Consider the following 18,877-nt stretch of genomic DNA (forward strand, 5'->3'; position numbering starts at 1 on the left):
AGCAACCATCTCTCGCGGGTATTCGGCGGTTTTCCGAAAACTGGGACGCTTGACCAAGCACTTGCTAGGTTCTGGGCGGACGTCAGCCGAATGGGGGAGTGGGTATGTCGATCGGTACAAGGACACGGGTGGGATTGATCGGTTCGGTGGTCGCCTGTGTGGTGGCCGTCGTGTTGGGCGCGGGCACTGCTCACGCCGCCCCGCCATCACCACCGACGCCGCTGCCGGAGACCTACAACTTCTTCTCCGGTATCCCGGCCGAGCTCTCGCATCCCGGCGGTTCCCTGCCCGGCTCCAACGATTTCAGCTGCAAGCCCACGGCGCAGCATCCTCGACCGGTGGTACTCGTGCACGGAACGGGTGGATCGCAGCAGACCAACTGGGGTGCGTACGTGGCGATGCTGGCCAATCGTGGGTATTGCGTCTTCGCGCTCACCTACGGCGCACTGCCGGGGGCTCCGTGGCCGGTGTCGGCGATCGGGGGCATGACACCCATCGAGGGCAGCGCCGGCCAGCTCTCCCGATTCGTCGACAAGGTGCTGGCAGGTACGGGCGCGAAGACCGTGGATCTCGTCGGGCACTCCCAGGGCACGTACATGCCCACCTATTACCTGAAGAACCTGGGCGGTGCGGGCAAGGTCAGCAAGTACATCTCGCTCGCACCCCTGTGGCGGGGCACCTTCGGTGGCACTCCGCTGACCGGCCTCACCGACGCGCTGCTGGGCGGCCGGGATCTGCCGATCTGTGCCGCGTGCGGCCAGATGACCGCCGGATCGGCCTTCAACCGGGAGATCTGGCGCGGGGGGAGCCCGTACGTCAAGGGCGTCGACTACACGAACATCTCGACCCGCTACGACGAACTCGTCCTGCCGTACACCAGCGGACAGGTTCCCGGCCGCGCGGGCGAGAAGGTCCGCAACATCGTCGTCCAGGACACCTGCGCGGCCGACCACAGCGATCATCTCGCGCTCGCCGGCTCGCGGCGTGCCGCGTACATGGTGCTCAACGCCCTCGATCCGCGGCATCCGGTCCGCGTCCCGTGTGAGTTCGTGCCCCCTTTCACGGGCTGACGGCACCGGTCGCCCGCAAACCGGGTCATTCGCAATCCGGGTCATCCACAAATCCGAGAGATTCCACAGATCGGGCCGTCGCGCCGCCGACACCCCCGTCGAGGGGCGATGTCGCAGCATGATCGGTCCATGACCGACGAACTCCTCGCCCTGGTGGGTCCCGACCTCTCCGACGACGTCGCCCGGTGTGCGGCCGCGGCGGGATATCGGATGCTGCGCGCCGACCCCGAACACTGCCGCCGGGAGTGGCTGCGTGCGGATGCGGTGGTCGCCGATGCGAACGCGACGCGGGTGCTGGCCGAACTCGGGCCACCGCGGCGCGCGGGGGTCGTCATGGTCACCGACGGCGAACCCGCAGCAGACATCTGGCGGTCGGCGATGGGTCTCGGTGCAGATCGGGCGGTGTCGTTGCCCGCCGAGGAATCCATACTCGTCGGACTCCTCACCGATCTCCGATCACCGCTCGCCACCCCGGCGGGCGCGGTCGCCGTGATCGGCGGACACGGCGGCGCGGGCGCGACGACCCTGGCGGCCGCAGTGGCCCTGACCGCGGCCGACGAGTCCGCACACGTACTGCTCTTCGATGTCGACGAATTCGGTGCGGGTATCGACCTCACTCTCGGGATCGAGGGCCGTACCGGACTCCGCTGGCAGGACCTGACCCTGGCCGGCGGCGCGGTCCGGGCGCAATCGCTGCACAGTGCATTGCCGCAGGTGAACGACAGGCTGTCGGTGCTCGCGCCCCGCCGCGACAGCCGGCTGCGGATCAGCGTCGAGGCGGTCGTCGCGACGATGGACGCCGGTCGCGTGAACGGCGACACCGTGGTGGTCGACCTGCCCCGCACGGCCGGCCCGGTGACCGATGCCGTTCTCGATTCCGTCGATCTCGTCGTGCTCGTCACCGCCGCAGGTGTGCACGGGGTGGCGTCGTCGCGGACCGTCGCCGCCCGGCTGGCCGAGCGCGGGGTCGCGGCGGCGCTGGCGGTCCGGGGTCCGGCGCCGAGCGGGCTGCGCGCCGCCGAGGTGGCCTCCGCCGTGGGCCTGCCGTTGCTCACCGCATACCGATCCGATCCCGGACTGCCGGGCCGGATGGAATCCGGAAGGTTGCGGGTTCCGCCGCGCAGCCCGCTCGGTCGCGCGGCGCGGGCGGTCTGCCGCAAGGTGGGGGCGGCCGTACGGCTCGCGGCGTGAACGGCCCGCACGATGCGCTGCTCGACCGTGTGCGTGACCGGCTGGCGACGCAAGCTGTCGAGCCCACGGCGGAGGTCATCGCCGACGCGATCCGCTCGGAGTCGCGGGGCATGCTCGGCGACACGGACCTCCTTGCCGCTCTGCGTTTTCTGCAGACCGAGTTGATCGGAGCGGGGCGGCTCGAGCATCTCCTGGCCGAACCGGACGTCGCCGACATCCTCGTCGTCGGCGCCGAGCGGGTCTGGGTCGATCGGGGAAATGGGCTGCAGCGCACCGATATCCGGTTCGACGACGAAGCGGCGGTCCGCCGTCTCGCGAGCCGGCTGGCGCTCAGTGCGGGAAAGCGGCTCGACGACGCGCAGCCCTGGGTCGACGGCCAGCTCGCCGACCTCGGGCGGCGCGGCCATGCGGTCCGGCTGCATGCGGTGATCCCACCGGTGGCCACCGATGGAACCTGCATCTCGCTCCGAGTCCTGCGCACCGCGACCCGGAACTTCGACGAACTCGTCGCGCTCGGCGCCGTCCCCGACGAGGCGGTGGACGCCTTGCGCGCCATGCTGCGCGCACGACTCGCGTTCCTCATCGTGGGCGGGACCGGATCGGGTAAGACCACACTCCTCGGCTCGCTGATCGGTGAGATGGATGCGGCCGAACGGATTCTCTGTGTCGAGGACGCGCTCGAACTCGACCCGCCTCATCCGCACATCGTGCGTCTGGTCGCCCGGACGCCGAATGTGGAGGGGGTGGGCGAGGTCCCGGTGCGGGCCCTGGTGCGGCAGGCGCTCCGGATGCGACCGGATCGGATCGTCGTGGGTGAGGTCCGCGGTGCGGAGGTGATCGATCTGCTGACGGCGCTGAACACCGGACACGAGGGATGTGCCGGCACCCTGCACGCCAACTCGACGTCGGAGGTCCCGGCACGGATGGAGGCGCTCGCGGCGCTCGGCGGGATGGCGCGCGACGCGCTGCACAGCCAACTCGCGGCGGCGGTTCACGTGGTGCTGGGCGTCGCGCGAACGCCAGGTGGCTCGCGCGGCCTGACCGAGATCGGCCTGGTGTCCCGCGACCACGACGGCTTCGTGCACATCCGACCCGTGTGGATGCGCGCGCACGGATTCACCGACGAGATGGCGGGATTCGATGCGTTGGTGCGTTCCCGGACGCACCGATGATCGCGGTCATCCTGGCGCTCGCGGCCGCGGTGCTCTGGTGGCCGGCGACCCACGCCCAGTACCGGCTGGTGACGCTCACGCCGGGAACATCGCGGGCGCGGAGTGTTCCGTGGCAGGCAACGGTCGCCGTCGGCGCCCCGGTGGCGGCAGCCGTGATCGTCGGGTTCCATGCGGCGATCGCGACGGCGTTGGTGTCCGCGACGGTGATGTGGCGACGGCACCGCGTGCAGCGGCTTCGCTCGCGCGACGGGGAGACCTCCGATCTGCTGCTGGCGCTGTCGGTGATGACGGCCGAGCTGTCGGTCGGTGCCCCGCCCGCGCCGGCGTGTGCGGCTGCGGCGCGGGAACTCGGCGTCGGGCAGCCCAGGTCGCCGGTTGCCGACGGCCTCACGATGATGGCCGGACGGGCCGAACTCGGCGGAGAGGTGATGCCCGACGTCGAGGCGTCCGACCAGCTCTCCTGGCATCGCGTGGGGGTCGCTTGGCAGACCGCCGACCGGCACGGTCTGCCGATGATCGAGTTGGTGGAATCGGTGCGGGCCGATCTGCTCGCACGCAGGCAGTTCGCCACCCGGACCCGAGCCGGACTCGCCGGCCCGCGGGCCACCGCGGCAGTGCTTTCCGGGTTGCCGGTCATCGGCATCCTGCTGGGCGAGCTCATGGGTGCGCACCCCATCGGGGTGCTCCTCGGGAGTGGACTGGGTGGGGTCCTGCTCATCGTGGGCACGGCGTTGTCGGTGGCCGGGCTCGTGTGGTCGGAGCGGATCACCGATCGGGTGCTCGACCGATGAGCGTCTTTTCGCTGAGCACCTTTTCGCTGAGCACCCTTGTCGCGGTGGGTGCGGCACTGTGGGTGTGGCCTGCTCCGGGCTGGGCACTGCATCGGGTGGTGGGCGATCCGGTGTCGGTGATGGGCGAGCACGATTCTGCGCATCCGCGGCCCGGTCCCGACGACCCGTTCGCGGTCGCCGCGTCCTTCGATCTCTTCGCCGTATGCCTGCGCGCCGGGATGCCGATCGCCGCGGCGGCGGGCGTGGTCTCGCGTTCCGCGCCGCCCGGACTCGCCCGTCCGTTGGCGTCGGCGGCCGAACTCCTGGGGCTCGGCGCCGACCCCGAACACGCCTGGCGTCGTCAGCGGCCGCCCGCCGCCGAGGGCCGGAGACCCACGGGGAAGGAGGTAGACGCCGACCGGTTCGAGGCGCTGGCGACGCTGGCGCGGCGTTCGGCGCGGTCCGGGTCGTCGCTCTCCGGAGGTTTGACCGAACTGGCCGACAGCACGCGCAGAGAGGCGCACGACGATGCGCTGGCGGCCGCCGAACGCGCGGGTGTCGCAATCAGCGGTCCGCTCGGACTGTGCTTTCTCCCGGCATTCGTCTGCCTCGGGATCGTGCCGGTGGTTGTCGGCCTCGCCGGATCCGTCCTCGGCGGCTGATCGATGGATTCATTGTCGCGCAGTGGATCCGAACCGTGATCTGCTGCGTCTTATCTGTGACACGCAAGGTGCGTGGCCAGGGGAGGTCAGAACATCATGTCCGACAGAATCTTTCGACGTCCGATCGTGCGATTGCAGGCCGAGGTGTTGCGGGTCGTCGCCGACGACGAGGGGATGAGTACGGCGGAGTACGCGATCGGCACCATCGCCGCCGCGGCCTTCGGGGCGATCCTCTACACAGTCGTGACCGGTGACAACATCGTCAGTGCCCTCACCGGCATCATCGGCAAGGCCCTGAACACCTCGGTGGGCTGAGGCGGTGCTCGGTCTGGTGATCGCATTGCGGCGCCTGTGGCGTGACGAGCGTGGCATGGTCACCGTCGAGGGCGCGTATGCCATCGCGGCGATCGTGGCCACCGTGGTCCTCGGCATCACCGCGGTGGTCGGTGCCACGGTGCAGATCCGGTGTACCGACGCGGCCCGCGAGGCCGCCCGACTGGCCGCTGCCGGGGACGCCGCCGCCCAAGACGTCGCTGCTCGGGTGGTCGGGCGGACCGCGCAGATCACCATCACCGGCACCGACACCCGCGTCGAGGTCGTCGTGCGGTCGTCGATCCCGTTGCTGCCGAAGGTGGCGGTGTCGGCCCGGGCGGTGGCGGCGAAGGAGCCCGACGACGACGCGCCGGCCCAGGCATCCCCGCCGTGATCCGGATGTGGCGCGACGACCGGGGTTTCGCGACCGTCGCCGGGGCGTTCGCGATCGCAGCGATCGCGGCGACGGTGGTCACCCTGCTGTACGTCGGAGCTGCGGTCGTCGCCCGGCATCGCGCGCAGTCGGCCGCCGATCTCGCGGTGCTCGCCGCGGCGCAGCAGCAGGTGGCCGCCGAGCCGGATCCGTGTGCCGCTGCGCGCCGGATTGCCGCTGCCCAGGACGTCGGTGCCGAGGTCGAGCGGTGCGTGGCGGAGGGTGCCGACATGTTGGTGACCGTGGCGGTTCCGGTCCAGCTCGGACCGTTCGGTGTCCATCGCGCGCAGGCCGTCGCGCGGGCCGGCCCGGTGGGGTGAGGGCGACTGCAGCATGAGTCATTTGTCCACACTGTTCCGATTTCCTGGCATCGAGATACGGACCACGGTCCAGACTTCGAAATTGTCCGACATGTGTCGGTTCGTTTCTGTTGTCAAGGAGAGCTACATTGCACGTCCTCAGCCGCCCACAGCTGCGCCCATACCTGTTGGCCGGAGTGTCGCTGGTCAGCGCGACCGCGATCGCCGCCACCCCGTTCGCCATGTCCGGAGCGCCGTCGCTGACGAATGACCTCGGAGCACAGGTACACAGCGTCGTCTCACCCAACGTCCGGTTGAGTTCGTTCGCGGCCTATCAAGAAGCCATCGAGCATGCGATCACCAATCTCGAGGGCATCGCCGCGACGTCGGATGCCCGGGGAGCGCTCCCGATCCTGCGTCAGATCCTCGAGAACCAGTCCGCCAACGGCCAGACCCTGATCAGCGGTCTGCAGTCCGCCGGCACGGCTCTCACCACCTCCTTGAACGACGATGTTCCCGGTCTCCTCGAAGCGGCCTCGACCGCGCTCCGGGGCGGCGACGTCGCCACGGCCCTCAACAGCGTGCTGACGGCGGTGATCCTCCCGATCTTCTCCGCGATCAACCCGGTGTCGGGTGAGCTCATCCCCGCCATCCAGCAAGCGCTCGCCGCACCGGTGGAGAACCTGGCCCGGGTCATCAACGAGCAGGTGCCGAACATCGCGCTCAACGCCGGCCTGGCCCTCGTCGGCCCGATCTACGGCGGGGTCGGCGGTCTGGGCGCCGCGATCCAGGGCGTCATCGACGCGGCTCAGAGCGGGGGCGGCGCAACGGAGATCGTCGACGCCCTCGCGAAGGCGCCGGCGGTGATGCTCGACGGCCTCCTCAACGGCGGCTACGGTCCCAACCTCGGGCCGCTCATCGGCCTCGACATCCCCGGCCTGACGATCTACGCCGGGGGACTGCTGGGCAATGGTGGCGCGACCGCGGACGGCGGCCTGATCATGCCGGGCACGCTGGCGTCCCTGCAGGGCATCCAGCAGAGCATCCTGTACGGCATCACCCCGCCGGCCACCGCGACCCTTGCCGGTCTGCGATCGGCGGCAGACACCGACACGGCAGGGGGTGACGACGCCACGATCGAATCATCCACGGACAGCAGCGAATCGGCGGCACCGTCGGCCGGCGACGCATCGGAATCGGCCGACGCCTCGACTGCCGACGCCTCGACTGCCGGGGACTCGACTCCCGCAGATTCGACGACTGCCGACTCGAGTCCCGCAGATTCGACGACTGCCGACTCGACTCCCGCAGATTCGACGACGGCGGAATCGACCACGGCGGAATCGACCACGGCCGACTCGACCACGGCGGAATCGACCACGCCGGGCGCCGGGACCACCACCGACGGCCACGCAGCCGAGTCGTCTGCGGACACCGCCGGATCGTCGTCGGACAGTTCGGGTTCGGCTTCCACGGATGTCGACGCCTCGGGTTCGGCCGCATCCACCGGAACGTCGAACTCGTCGTCTGACGGCTCCTCGTCGAGCGATTCGGATTCGAGCAGCACGAGCGCGGCCGCCTAGACACCCAGGTCGCAGCAGCATCAGAAGAGTCCGTCCCGTCGGCCACCGAGGTCGTCGGGGCGGACTCTCCGCGTCGTCGGACGATATTGACCCGCCGGCGTGGCGTGAATTAGCGTTCATCCACGGAAGGCCAGGTCAAACGTGGCCCTGGCGGGGGAGACGGACGAGTTGTCAGCAGATGTTGTCGACGGGCGATGTCGCGGCGACTCACCCGCGCCGGTGGGCCGCACGGGCGACGTGGACCGCATCTGTGAGCTGCTGGCCACGATCATCGACGGGTCGAGCGGGTCACTCGCCGTCGTCGGGGAGCCGGGGATCGGGAAGACCGAGATCCTCACCAGCGCGGCCGGGCTCGGCGAATCCCGAGGTTACCGTGTGCTGCACGCAACGGGTGTCGAGTTCGAGACCGACATCGATTTCGCGACGCTGCAGGAACTGCTGCTCCCCGTGGTCGACAGTCCGAGGGCGACCGGCCGGTCCTGGGCAGTGACATTGCGGGCAGCTCTCGGCCTCGACGACGACGCGACCTCCGACATCACCGCCGTGTTGCGAGCGACGACGAGCTCGATCCGGGAGCTCACCGCCGATGCACCCGTGCTGGTCATCGTGGACGACCTGCACTGGGCCGACGCAGCGAGCCGCGCGGTGCTCGACGGCCTGGCCGGCCTCGAGCTCGACCGCGTCGGCATCCTCACGGCCACGCGTGACCGCGGTATGTCGGGCCGCAACGAGATGACCCTCGGCCCCCTCGATGATGCCGACGGGGCATCGCTGCTCGACGCCATTCGCCCATCGCTCGCACCGTCGGTGCGGGCGCGACTACTGGCCGAGGCACAGGGCAACCCGCTCGCGCTGGTGGACCTGCCCGCGGCGCTCTCGGCCGAACAGCACTCGGGTATCACGCCTGTGCCGCGGCTGCTGCCACTGACTCATCGGCTGCGCGATGCGTTCGCCCCGCAGCTCGCCTCGCTGAGTGCCGAGGTCAGACTTCTCCTCCTCCTGCATGTTCTCCAACCGACCGCATCGCGGGCCGATCTCGCCGGGGCGTTCCCGGATGGATCGGCGACGCGTGCCATCGTCGACGCGGCCGACGCCGGCGTGATCGCCATCGCCGGAGTCGGCGCCGAAGCCCGGATCAGACTGTCCCATCCGCTGCTCGGGTCTGCGCTGTTCGCCGACTCCACGCCGCAGGAACGCACGAACGCACACCGTCGGCTCGGCAGATTGCTCGCCCACACACCTCACGAGGTGACCGGGCCCGGCGCGTTACACGTGGTCGGCCACCATGACGAACCCCTCGCATCGCATCTCGAGCGTTCTGCGGAGGCCGCGTTCCGAGAGGGAGACTGGACGGAGGCACTCACGCTGCTCACCCGCGCCGCGGGCCTCACACCGACACCGCCCGACCGGGCCCGACGGCTCGCGCGTGCCGCCTACATCGCAGCCGGTTCCGATTCGTCCATCGCACTCCGGCTGATCGACGAGATCCGGGGGTTGGACCCCGGTTTCACCCAGTCGCTCACCGCAGCCTGTGCAGCCGCGACCGTGATCGCCAGTGGCCACGACGGCGACATCGACATGGCTCACCAGATCCTCGTGCGGGCGATCGACGGATACGCCCATCACACGGATCCGGCGGACGAGGCGCTCGTGGAGGCGATCGGTGAACTGCGGTGGGTCTGCTGGCTGGGTGGACGAGCAGAGCTGTGGCCCGCGTATTACCGGGCTCTCGATCGACTGACCCCCCGTCCCCCGATCGTCGCCGACCTCGCGAGTCGTACATCTCTCGATCCCGCCCGCACCACCGCGACGACGTTGCACGAGGTCGACGCACTGATCCGCGGAATGCATGCCGAGACCGACCCCGTCCAGGTCATCCAGATCGCCGAGATGGCGGTCACGTTCGACCGGTTACCCGATTGCCGTGTGGCGCTCGACCGAATCGTCGACGCCGCCGAACACCGTGGTCCCGTCCTCCCGGCGATCTGGGCACTGCTCATGATCGCTCGCGACGGGCGTAACCGCGGAGACTGGCAGACCGGCGTCGACGCCGTCGATCGCGCACGCCGGCTGGCCAACGGCGCGGATTACAACCTGCTCCTCTGGGCCGCGGACTACGAGATGGCATGGCTCGCGGCCGCGCGGGGAGATCGGGCATCGATGGCGGTGCTCACCGACGCGATGGCGGCATGGGCGATCCCTCGCCGGGCGACCACGGTCATCGCCTGCGTCGAGCATGTGGAGACGACGGCAGCGGCTGGGCGTGGCGACGCCGAAGGTGTGCTGGCGCATGCCACATCGATCAGTCCGATCGGTGAGTTCGCCTCGCATGCGTGGATGGCGATCTCAGTGGCCCTCGACGTCGTGGACGCCGCGGTACGGCTACGACGACCGGATCTCGCCCGCGCACACGTCGATGCGATGGACCGCATCGAGTACGGCAGGTTGTCGCCGCGACTGGCCATGATCCACCTGACCGCCCACGCCCTGATCGCCGATGACGAGCAGGCTCGCGCACTGTACCGGCAGGCGCTGGCGGTCCCGAACGCGACGACGTGGCGATTCGACCACGCCCGTGCCCAACTCATGTTCGGTGCGCACCTGCGCCGCCATCACGAGGCAGCGGCGTCGCGGCCCCTGCTGGCGGAAGCACTCGCCACGTTCGATGGTCTGGGCGCCCGGCCGTGGTCGGACCGGACTCGCGCGGAACTCGAGGCGACCGGAGCCACCCGGGTGGTGGTGACCGAGGCGATGGCCCGATCCCTCACCCCGCAGGAACGGCACATCGCGGAACTGGCGGCACAGGGCATGAGCAACAAGAAGATCGCGGAGCGCCTCGCGATCTCGCATCGCACCGTCGGAAATCATCTCCACAAGGCCTACCGCAAGCTCGACGTCGCCTCCCGCGGCGGTCTCCGGGACGCGCTATGCGTGCCGAACACCGGGCACGCCGGCCGCATCGTCGGATCGGAGCGAATCTCGTAGTCCGGCACGGGAATGGACGCCGAGCGTCGCATAGACACGGGACAGGTGCGAACCGACGGTGCTCGGGGACATGTGGAGGACACCGCCGATCTGGCGGTTCGACAGCCCGGTGGCGGCCAGCTCGGCGACCCGGCGACCAATGGGGGATACCTGGTCAGTGTTGTGCAGCAGGTGATCTCCTGCGTCGATCGCGCCCAGGCGCCGGAGTTCCTCGCGTGCCTGTGTGAGCCACGGTGCCGCACCGAGGTACCGGAACGTCACGGCCGCCGCGCGGAGTGCTCGACGCGCCTGTGTCGCAGAACCCTGTGCACGAAGTGCACGTCCACGGCTCAGCTGGATGCGCGCGAGGTCGAACGGCCACCTGTCGGCCTCCGGCATGGTCACTGCGCGTTGGTAATACAGATCGTCATCGGAGATGATGGCCAGTGCGCCCGCGTACAGCAAGGTCCGGCGATCCGCCGCGGAGCGGCCGTCCACAGGGCGCGCGGAGACGATGGCTCGGAGGGACTCGATGTCGTCGCGGGTGCCGGCCAGCACCGCCGCCTCGGCGAAGTCCAGGGCGGTCCGGTCGTCGAATTCGATGACGGCACCGAATCCGTCGGTGCCGGGAATCATCCGGAGAAGCCGGTACGCCCGGCGCGGCCGGCCCGCGCCGAGCGCGATCACCGCCCGACAGTGCAGGGCCCGCCAGTGCAACGCAGCGGAGCCACGGTCGTCCGCCCACCCCTGTAGGAGGGTGACGGCCGATTGCGCCATCTGTTCCTCACCGCGATAGGCGGCGAGCAACGCGCGCGAGTGTCGTAGCCACGGCTCGGCATACATCCGATAGTCATGTGTCTCACAGAGGTTCAACGCTTGGCGGGTCACCTGTTCGACCGCTTTCCAGTTCCCGGAGCCCAGGCCGTCCGCGGCGAGCAGCGCGCCCGCGTAGACGACCGAGGCGAACGGGCTGTGCTCGTCGGCCCAGAGTCGCTGCAGGGCGTTGCGCCACCAGAAGCGGCGATCACGGCCACGGGTGACAAAGGCGATGCGCACCACCGCCGACGGATCCGTGGTGAACGCCAGGTTCTCGATCAGCTGATCGGCGTGTGCGTCGAGGTCGGCATCGTCGAACGCGGAGTGGGATTCCAGACGTGCGGCGAGTACGGCCCACGGTGGGGTTCGGGCGACGTCGGCCTCCACCACGGCACGGAAGTCGTGCCAGTGCTCGCGCTGATTGCCGAACCAGCACAACAGGTACAGCGCCCACAATGCCTCCTCGAACACCCAGCGTCCGATCTCGTGTCGACGGTCCCCGATCGCGTCGACGAGTCGTCGATGGATGTCGGCGATCCCTTCACTACCGTGAAGTGCCACATACGATGTGGCGATGACGGCCTCGAGTGAGTGGTCCGACCGCGGGTCGGCGCCCAGCGCCTGTCCGAGTAGGTGGCCCAGTGCCGGCAGGTCTCCGGTGACGTCGGCGGAGAGGCACGCGGCCGCGGCCAGCCGTCGCGCCCGCGCCGACGGTTCGGTCGACGTCTCCACCGCGCGCTCGAGCACGAAGGCGGCCGCCCGGGCATCACCGCGCCGCATCGCCCGGATCGCCACACTGTCGAGAAGGCGTGCGACACCGGGGTGATCGGCGGCGTTGACGGTGTCCGCGTGGTCGACGGCGGGCAGACGCGAGAGTTCGGCCGATGCCTGTTCGATGAGGGTTCGGGGGTTGCCCGCGACGGTGTCGACCACGTGTGCGCGCACTGTGTCGGGCAACATCGGCAGCTGGTCGCGCAGCACGCGGTGCGCGGCCGATGCGGATAGTGGGCCGAGGTGCCACGACTGATCGACGTAACGTTCGACGAACACGCCCTCACCCGGAGGCGCGGCGGCCAGGATCGCCACCGGTTCGGAGCGCAGCCGGCGCGCGACGGAGGCCAGGATCTCGACGCTGGCACGGTCGATGTGCTGCGCGTCGTCGAGGGTGAGGAGCAGGGCGTCGCGGTGCGCCCGACGCCGGATGAGGTCGAGCACCGCGGCCGAGAGCGCCAGCCGCGACGGCGGCGCGCCGGGTACACCGCCCAGCGCGACCTGCAGGAGGTGTCGGCGGTCGCCGTCGAGTGCGAGGAGCGGGTCGTCGAGGGCGGCGACCACGGAACGTAGGGCGGGATATGGTCCGCCCCGGTGATCAGCGATGACCCGTACGACGGTGACCCCGGCGTCGATCGCCATCGATCCCGCCGCGCGGACGAGGCTGGTCTTGCCCGACCCGGGCTCACCGACGATGAGCGCCGACCCGCCGGATGGCGCCGTGACGAAGGCGCCGAGCGCGGACACGAGCTCGGAACGTCCATGCAGGTGGCGGGCGGGATCGGCCATGGACTCGCTTCGGGGAGAAGGACTGTTGCCGTCATATTACTGCCCGGTAGGTTGCGCCAATGACCGGATCCCCGATTGCCCCCGGATTGCTATGGCGTCCCGGTGCCGTAGGCCGCCCGGAAACGCCCGGCGAGATAGGTCAGTTCGCTCGGGAGATCGTAGAGATCCGGCGACACGATCCACTGGTAGCTGAGACCGAACACCGCCGAGCCGATGTCATTGGTGGCGCGATCGAGGTCGATATCGGCGCGGACCGAACCGTCGCGCAGTCCCTTTTCCAGTCCGGCGATTACCTTGGCGCGACCCTGATCGATGTTGTGCCGTACTCGGTCTCGCAGTGCCGAGGTCGCCTTGACGGCCTCGAAGGTCGCGACGAACATCGCACGCAGGAAGTCGGGGTCCTCGGCATGTAGCTGCTGGACGTGCGTGACATGCGAGATGGCCTGTTCGAGGCCGGGATCCCCGGGGTCGAGGTCCGGGGTGAGACGGCGGATGTAGTCGTGCTCGAAGAAAGCTTCGAGGATCGCCTCCTTGTTCCCGAACCGGGCGTGCACCATCGCCCGACTGTACCCGGCACGCCTGCCGATCTCGGCGGCCGTGGTTGCCTCCCAGCCTTTTTCGACGATGAGTTCGGCCGCGGCCTCGACCAGCCGACGGTTGGAGACCGCCACGCGCTGGGGTTGACTCATTCCTCGGGTGGGTGACGGCACCATTGCATATTAGACGCTCGACAACTAACTTGTGTGTTCAGTGTCGAGAACTTCATCGGAGGGGTGTGGGGCGTGAGCGATCCACGTGCGCTGGACGAACTGGGCTACTACCTGCTGGCCGGCGCCGGCGGGGAGGGGCCGGCCACCCTGATGGACGAGACCCGTGCGGGTGAGGCGCTGGGGCTGGGGACCGCATTCATCTCCGAACGCTGGAACGTCAAGGAGGCGTCGTCGCTGGTCGGCGCCGCGTGCGCGGTGAGCGATCGCATGCAGATCGCCACGGCGGCAACCAATCACAACACCCGTCACCCGCTGATCACCGCGTCGTGGGCGACGACGATGCACCGGCTCTCCGGTGGACGGTTCACTCTCGGGCTCGGTCGTGGGATCGCCGCGATGTACAAGGCATTCGGGGTCCCCGCGGTGACCACGGCGCAGATGGAGGATTTCGCCCAGGTGATGCGGCGACTATGGCACGGCGAGTTGATCTTCGGTCACGACGGCCCCATCGGGAAGTACGACCTGCTGTTCCTGGACCCGGACTTCGACGAGGACATCCGGCTGGCCGTGGTGGCCTTCGGTCCGCAGACCCTGGCCCTCGGCGGCCGTGAGTTCGACGACGTCATCCTGCACACCTATTTCACTCCGGAAACGTTGCAGCGCTGCGTACGAACAGTGAAGGAGGCCGCCGAGCAGGCGGGCCGTGATCCGGACAGTGTGCGCGTCTGGTCGTGCTTCGCGACCGTCGGAGATCATCTGTCCGAGGAGCTGCGGATGAAGAAGACAGTGGCGCGGCTGGCGACGTATCTACAGGGCTACGGCGACTTGCTGGTGAAGACCAACGATTGGGATCCGGCCGTGCTGCAGCATTTTCGGGACGATTCGGTGGTCCAGTCGATTCCCGGTGGGATCGATCACAAGGCGAGCGCCGATCAGATCGAGCACATCGCCACGCTCCTTCCCGACGAGTGGCTGGAGCCGTCGGCGACGGGGTCGCCGGAGCAGTGCGCCGCCCGCATCCGTCAGGAGTTCGAGTACGGCGCCGATGCGCTGATCATGCACGGCGCGACCCCCGCCGAGCTCGAGCCGGTGGTGACGGCCTACCGCGCGGGAGACAGGTGACCGACCATCAGGTGTCGTCCTCGCGCACCACGATCCGCTTCGGATACACGCGCCGCGAATGCGCGGGTGCGAATCCGATCTGACCGAAATCCACGGATTCGTCACCGCGATAGACGAGCTCAAAGGACATCAAGGTCGACGGGACGGCCATGTACCGCATCGCGGCCCGGACGAACGAGGTCCAGTGGATCAGCTCGCCTTCGGTGAGGAAACCACCCGCGACCGCCTGCGGTCGGCCGGGTTCGGCGGTGCCGGTCGCCAGGAAGACCTCACCCAGGCCCGCGGTGACCTGCGCCCCGACCATCGCACTCTGGAGATACCAATGTGCGCCCGCCACGACCGAGGAGTGATGTCCGCCGTGCTGAGCGGCGCACCAGGCGTAGTGGAGATCGAGCGCGTCGAGGGCCTCGTCTTCGCTGAAGAACACATCGCGCTCGCCGATGGTGGCGGGTAGTTCGTCGGCCTGCTCGGTCGGCCGGGCGAGCAAGAAGTACGCCGCCCGTGACGAGGCGATGGCGTGCGCGGGCTCGCGGCGACCCTCGGCACTGTCGTCAGTCATCACTCGAGTATTGCCGACTCAGCAGCGTCAGCACTGTGATCGCACCGTCCTTGTCGAGCGGGTCGTTGCCGTTTCCGCACTTCGGCGACTGCACGCACGACGGGCATCCGCTCTCGCACCGGCAACTCGACACGGCGTCACGTGTCGCGGCGATCCAGGTCTCGAACGCCGCGAATCCCCGGTCGGCGAAGCCCGCTCCACCCATGTAGCCGTCGTAGACGAAGACGGTGGGCAGACCGGTGTCGGGGTGCTGATTGGTCGAGAGCCCGCCGATGTCCCAGCGGTCGCAGGAGGCGACGAGTGGGAGCAGCCCGATCGCGGCATGCTCGGCGGCGTGCAGTGCTCCGGGGAACAGGCCGACGGGTATGCCGGCCTCCTCCAGCGCTTCCGGTGTGAGCGTGTACATCACCGCGCGGGTACTCAGCGTCTGCGGCGGCATGTCGAGTTCCACCGAATCGAGCACCTCGCCCGACAACAGCGTGCGGAGGTACCCGACCACCTGATGGGTCACGTCCACAGACACCAGTGCGACGGTCAGCGGACCGCAGGTGCGGCGTGCCACCACGTCGGTGATCGTCACATCGGTGGTCTCGCGGGCGGAGGTGGTCCAATCGGGTTCCTCCGGATGTGCCAGGGCCAGACCGTCGGTCAGGTCGAGCTCGTCGACGACGTAGGACTCACCCTGGTGGATGTGCAACGCGCCGGGGTGGACGGTCGACATGGCGCGGCCCGAGTCGACGGTGCCGAGTAGCTGGGAGGTGGTGGTGTCGACGATCAGGACCTGGCCGCCGATGCCCCCGCGGATGTCGATGTCGGCGTGTGGCTCGACGCCGGCCGCCACATACCAGCCCGCCTTGCGGCGCTTCAGCATCCCGTCGGCCGCCAGCCCCGCCGCCGCGTCGACGGCTCCCCATGCCTCGATCTCGCTGTCCTGCAGCGGCAGCTCGGCGGCAGCGCACAACAGGTGTGGGGTCACGATGTACGGATTGGTCGGATCGGTCACCGTCGCCTCGACCGGGCGCCCGAGCAGCGCCTCCGGGTGGTGCACGAGGTAGGTGTCCAGCGGATCGTCGCGGGCGACGAGCACCACCAGCGAATCCCCCGAGGTGCGTTGCCGTCCGGCGCGACCCGCCTGCTGCCAGAAGGAGGCGACGGTACCGGGATAACCGCCCACGATGACCGCGTCGAGACCACTGATGTCGACACCGAGTTCGAGCGCGTTGGTGGTCGCCACCCCGATGAGGTCGCCGTCGGAGATCGCCTGCTCCAGGCGGCGGCGGTCATCGGCGAGGTATCCGGCGCGATACGCCGCGACCCGCTCGACCAATTCCGGTGCGGTCTGCGACAACAGGTGACGTGCTTGGCGTGCGGTGAGCTCCACGCCGCGGCGACTGCGCTGGAAGCAGAGGGTTCGCGCTCCCTCGACGACGAAATCGGCCAGCAGCCGGGCGGATTCGGAGCCTGCCGAACGACGTACGGGCGCGCCGTTCTCGCCGGTCACGGCGGGCAGGAAGTCGGGCTCCCACAGCGCGACCGTACGTTCGCCGCGAGGTGAGCCGTCCTCGGTGACGGCGATCGCCGGTTCGCCGATCAAGCGGGTCAACGCTTCTGCCGGTTCGGCCATGGTCGCGCTGGTGCCGATCACCACCGGATTCCCGCCCGCAGATCGGGCGATCCGGAGCAGACGCCGCAAGACCAGCGCCGTGTTGGAGCCGAAGACGCCCCGGTAGTGGTGACATTCGTCGATCACGATGTAGCGGAGATGGCGGAAGAAGTGCCGCCATCGAGCGTGCCCGGAGAGAATGCCGATGTGCAGCATGTCCGGATTGGTGAAGATCCACCGTGAGTGCGCGCGTGCCCACTGCCTGATCTCCACATCGGTATCGCCGTCGTAGGCGCACGGCTGCAGATGGGTGAACTCCCGATGTCCGGTGAGTAACGAACTCACCGAACGGATCTGATCGGCACCCAGCGCTTTGGTTGGTGAAAGATACAGCGCTGTCGAATTCGGATCCTTCGACAGCGTGGTCAATATGGGTAACTGGTACGCCATCGATTTACCGGAAGCGGTTCCCGTACAGAGCGCGACATGATTTCCGCGATAAGCGAGATCGGCGGCCGACACCTGATGTGTCCACGGTTCATCGATTCCGGAATCGATGAAGGCGGTCACCAATTCTGGCGGGACCCACTCCGGCCACCTGGCGAAAGAAGCTGTCCGCGAGTCTATTACCGACATGTGGGTGAGGCACGACGCCATCGCGTCGGTGCCTGCCATGCTCTGGCGGAGGAGTTCGGACCCGAATGTGAGATTCTGCATTGTTGGTGACTCAATCGTCGACGGCGTTCGCCAACGTGGACCCTGATGTTACTGCGAGATGTCCGCGCGAGCGAAAATGACCAGGTTTTTACGCAGTTTGGTTGGGGTGACTATCGCAGGCGGGCCGAACATGATTGACTAGTGGCGGTCGCAGCTTTCGTGAGGCGCCGGACAGCCGGTTGCGCAGCGAGATCGTGTTGTGGCCGTGGTACTGAGGCTGGTTTTCGCGGGTTCTCCGCAGGGGTCCATCGAGGTATGGCGGTCGGAACCGACCACGACACGAGACCCATCGTGTCGCGTCTGTTGGAATGTATGTAAAGGATTGCAGTAATGGCACAGGGAACTGTGAAGTGGTTCAACGCGGAAAAGGGCTTCGGCTTCATCGCACCTGATGAGGGGTCCGACGACGTGTTCGTCCACTACTCCGAGATCCAGGGATCCGGTTTCCGCACTCTCGAAGAGAACCAGCGGGTCGAGTTCGAGGTCGGTCAGGGCACCAAGGGCCCGCAGGCCACCGGTGTTCGCGCCGTCTAGGAGTCACCTCCTGCAAGCTGCGAAGCACGCTTGAGCGAAGCCGCTCCCGGTCACCGTCACGGTGACCGGGAGCGGCTTTTCGTCGTGCTGTCGAAGTGAGTGGAACGCCCGTCTGTCGCGCCACCCGTCTGTTGCGTCACGCAGTAACCTCTGTGATGTGGGCCAGTTGTCGTTCTTTTCGGCGCAGATCGATCAGCCCGCGTACGACGATCTGGCGGGTCTGCTGGCCACCAACGGCCAAGCGGTCCGCTCCGATGCCGGTACGCGGGTGTCTGTGGTCGTGGCCGACAGGTGGCGCGCCACGGCGATCGTCGAGGAGATCGCGGCCACCGGTCTGGCGGTCGAGATCGTCACCTCCGACGAGGGCAATCCGATCGCTCGGACCGGGCACAGCCATCAGCTCGACGGGTTGCACCGGCGATGGTCGGCCGGAGCGGTCAAGGCGATGCCCGCCGGGTGGGTGCCGTCGCCCCGCGCGCTGCGCCTCTGGACGATCGCCGGCGGTGAACGTGAGGGGGAGCGGTACCTCCTCGGTCTCGATGCCCACGCGCTCGACACACACGCGATGCTGGCGACCGCACTCATGCGGGTCGGTGTTGCGCCGACCCTGGTCGGGACCCGCGGTCAGTCGCCCGCCCTGCGGATCGCGGGGAAGCGCCGCCTCACCCATCTGCTCGAGTACGTCGGTGAGGCGCCGGCACTCCCCGGCGCGGCCGAACACTGGCCCATCGTCACCGGAATCTGACCGAACACCCCCGACAGACCCGAAATTCACGGAAATCCCGTGACCTGGGGTTATG

General features: G+C 68.7%; 17 protein-coding genes. 13 read left to right on the forward strand and 4 right to left on the reverse strand.

Annotated features, from left to right (window positions below):
- Window positions 1–104 precede the first annotated feature (104 nt).
- From ACLQ3I_RS06690 to ACLQ3I_RS06735, 10 genes are all read left to right on the forward strand, one after another.
- Window positions 105–1,070 (forward strand): esterase/lipase family protein, encoded by a 966-nt coding sequence (locus tag ACLQ3I_RS06690; RefSeq protein ID WP_425800791.1) that lies wholly within the window; start codon window positions 105–107, stop codon window positions 1,068–1,070.
- A gap of 129 nt (window positions 1,071–1,199) precedes the next feature.
- Entirely contained in the window at window positions 1,200–2,261 is a 1,062-nt protein-coding gene (gene ssd, locus ACLQ3I_RS06695) for a septum site-determining protein Ssd (RefSeq protein WP_425800793.1), read from the forward strand.
- On the forward strand, window positions 2,258–3,433 hold the full coding sequence (locus tag ACLQ3I_RS06700; RefSeq protein ID WP_425800795.1) for a TadA family conjugal transfer-associated ATPase: 1,176 nt from the start codon (window positions 2,258–2,260) through the stop codon (window positions 3,431–3,433). The genes ssd and ACLQ3I_RS06700 overlap by 4 nt, the downstream gene beginning before the upstream one ends.
- Window positions 3,430–4,224, forward strand: coding sequence for a type II secretion system F family protein (locus ACLQ3I_RS06705; RefSeq protein WP_425800797.1), 795 nt, complete (start codon window positions 3,430–3,432; stop codon window positions 4,222–4,224). Before ACLQ3I_RS06700 ends, ACLQ3I_RS06705 begins: the two co-directional genes overlap by 4 nt.
- Window positions 4,221–4,865: a type II secretion system F family protein gene (locus ACLQ3I_RS06710; RefSeq protein WP_425792143.1), complete on the forward strand. Its 645-nt coding sequence runs from the start codon at window positions 4,221–4,223 to the stop codon at window positions 4,863–4,865. The genes ACLQ3I_RS06705 and ACLQ3I_RS06710 overlap by 4 nt, the downstream gene beginning before the upstream one ends.
- Before the next feature lie 96 nt (window positions 4,866–4,961).
- A complete protein-coding gene (locus ACLQ3I_RS06715; RefSeq protein ID WP_425792144.1) occupies window positions 4,962–5,180 on the forward strand; it encodes a DUF4244 domain-containing protein in 219 nt (72 codons plus the stop codon).
- A 4-nt stretch (window positions 5,181–5,184) separates the two neighbouring features.
- A complete protein-coding gene (locus ACLQ3I_RS06720) occupies window positions 5,185–5,571 on the forward strand; it encodes a TadE family type IV pilus minor pilin (protein WP_425800799.1) in 387 nt (128 codons plus the stop codon).
- Between the two features lie 5 nt (window positions 5,572–5,576).
- A complete protein-coding gene (locus tag ACLQ3I_RS06725; RefSeq protein ID WP_425792146.1) occupies window positions 5,577–5,930 on the forward strand; it encodes an Rv3654c family TadE-like protein in 354 nt (117 codons plus the stop codon).
- A 128-nt stretch (window positions 5,931–6,058) separates the two neighbouring features.
- Window positions 6,059–7,492, forward strand: coding sequence for a hypothetical protein (locus ACLQ3I_RS06730; protein ID WP_425800801.1), 1,434 nt, complete (start codon window positions 6,059–6,061; stop codon window positions 7,490–7,492).
- 219 nt (window positions 7,493–7,711) lie between these two features.
- Entirely contained in the window at window positions 7,712–10,477 is a 2,766-nt protein-coding gene (locus ACLQ3I_RS06735) for an AAA family ATPase (RefSeq protein WP_425800803.1), read from the forward strand.
- Here the strand turns inward: ACLQ3I_RS06735 and ACLQ3I_RS06740 are convergent.
- Together ACLQ3I_RS06740 and ACLQ3I_RS06745 are read right to left on the reverse strand one after the other, a co-directional pair.
- Window positions 10,418–12,832 carry an AAA family ATPase gene (locus ACLQ3I_RS06740; protein WP_425800805.1) on the reverse strand — a complete coding sequence of 805 codons (2,415 nt, stop codon included), beginning with the start codon at window positions 12,830–12,832 and terminating at the stop codon, window positions 10,418–10,420. The two genes, ACLQ3I_RS06735 and ACLQ3I_RS06740, sit on opposite strands and share 60 nt — an antisense overlap.
- A gap of 89 nt (window positions 12,833–12,921) precedes the next feature.
- On the reverse strand, window positions 12,922–13,521 hold the full coding sequence (locus ACLQ3I_RS06745) for a TetR/AcrR family transcriptional regulator (protein ID WP_425800807.1): 600 nt from the start codon (window positions 13,519–13,521) through the stop codon (window positions 12,922–12,924).
- A gap of 93 nt (window positions 13,522–13,614) precedes the next feature.
- Here ACLQ3I_RS06745 and ACLQ3I_RS06750 point away from each other — a divergent pair, with 93 nt between their 5' ends.
- Window positions 13,615–14,664 carry a TIGR03857 family LLM class F420-dependent oxidoreductase gene (locus tag ACLQ3I_RS06750; protein ID WP_425792151.1) on the forward strand — a complete coding sequence of 350 codons (1,050 nt, stop codon included), beginning with the start codon at window positions 13,615–13,617 and terminating at the stop codon, window positions 14,662–14,664.
- Window positions 14,665–14,671: 7 nt separating this feature from the next.
- Here ACLQ3I_RS06750 and ACLQ3I_RS06755 read toward each other — a convergent pair whose 3' ends face one another.
- Window positions 14,672–15,223 (reverse strand): hypothetical protein, encoded by a 552-nt coding sequence (locus tag ACLQ3I_RS06755; RefSeq protein WP_425792152.1) that lies wholly within the window; start codon window positions 15,221–15,223, stop codon window positions 14,672–14,674.
- A complete protein-coding gene (locus ACLQ3I_RS06760) occupies window positions 15,216–17,543 on the reverse strand; it encodes a DEAD/DEAH box helicase (protein WP_425792153.1) in 2,328 nt (775 codons plus the stop codon). The genes ACLQ3I_RS06755 and ACLQ3I_RS06760 overlap by 8 nt, the downstream gene beginning before the upstream one ends.
- A 330-nt stretch (window positions 17,544–17,873) precedes the next feature.
- On the opposite strand from ACLQ3I_RS06760, the gene ACLQ3I_RS06765 reads away from it, so the two are divergent.
- Both ACLQ3I_RS06765 and ACLQ3I_RS06770 read left to right on the forward strand, forming a co-directional pair.
- Complete coding sequence (locus ACLQ3I_RS06765) at window positions 17,874–18,077, forward strand: cold-shock protein (protein WP_004022110.1); 204 nt, start codon at window positions 17,874–17,876, stop codon at window positions 18,075–18,077.
- Window positions 18,078–18,234: 157 nt separating this feature from the next.
- Window positions 18,235–18,822 (forward strand): hypothetical protein, encoded by a 588-nt coding sequence (locus ACLQ3I_RS06770; protein ID WP_425792154.1) that lies wholly within the window; start codon window positions 18,235–18,237, stop codon window positions 18,820–18,822.
- The last annotated feature ends 55 nt before the right edge of the window (window positions 18,823–18,877 follow it).

It is taken from the genome of Gordonia sp. DT101 (assembly GCF_049844895.1).
GTDB lineage: Bacteria > Actinomycetota > Actinomycetes > Mycobacteriales > Mycobacteriaceae > Gordonia.

Coding starts and splice junctions, on each gene's coding strand:
- ACLQ3I_RS06690 (WP_425800791.1), top strand. CDS start 105: ATGTCGATCGGTACAAGGACACGGGTGGGATTGATCGGTTCGGTGGTC.
- ssd (WP_425800793.1), top strand. CDS start 1,200: ATGACCGACGAACTCCTCGCCCTGGTGGGTCCCGACCTCTCCGACGAC.
- ACLQ3I_RS06705 (WP_425800797.1), top strand. CDS start 3,430: ATGATCGCGGTCATCCTGGCGCTCGCGGCCGCGGTGCTCTGGTGGCCG.
- ACLQ3I_RS06710 (WP_425792143.1), top strand. CDS start 4,221: ATGAGCGTCTTTTCGCTGAGCACCTTTTCGCTGAGCACCCTTGTCGCG.
- ACLQ3I_RS06715 (WP_425792144.1), top strand. CDS start 4,962: ATGTCCGACAGAATCTTTCGACGTCCGATCGTGCGATTGCAGGCCGAG.
- ACLQ3I_RS06725 (WP_425792146.1), top strand. CDS start 5,577: ATGTGGCGCGACGACCGGGGTTTCGCGACCGTCGCCGGGGCGTTCGCG.
- ACLQ3I_RS06740 (WP_425800805.1), bottom strand. CDS start 12,832: ATGGCCGATCCCGCCCGCCACCTGCATGGACGTTCCGAGCTCGTGTCC.
- ACLQ3I_RS06745 (WP_425800807.1), bottom strand. CDS start 13,521: ATGAGTCAACCCCAGCGCGTGGCGGTCTCCAACCGTCGGCTGGTCGAG.
- ACLQ3I_RS06755 (WP_425792152.1), bottom strand. CDS start 15,223: ATGACTGACGACAGTGCCGAGGGTCGCCGCGAGCCCGCGCACGCCATC.
- ACLQ3I_RS06760 (WP_425792153.1), bottom strand. CDS start 17,543: ATGCAGAATCTCACATTCGGGTCCGAACTCCTCCGCCAGAGCATGGCA.
- ACLQ3I_RS06765 (WP_004022110.1), top strand. CDS start 17,874: ATGGCACAGGGAACTGTGAAGTGGTTCAACGCGGAAAAGGGCTTCGGC.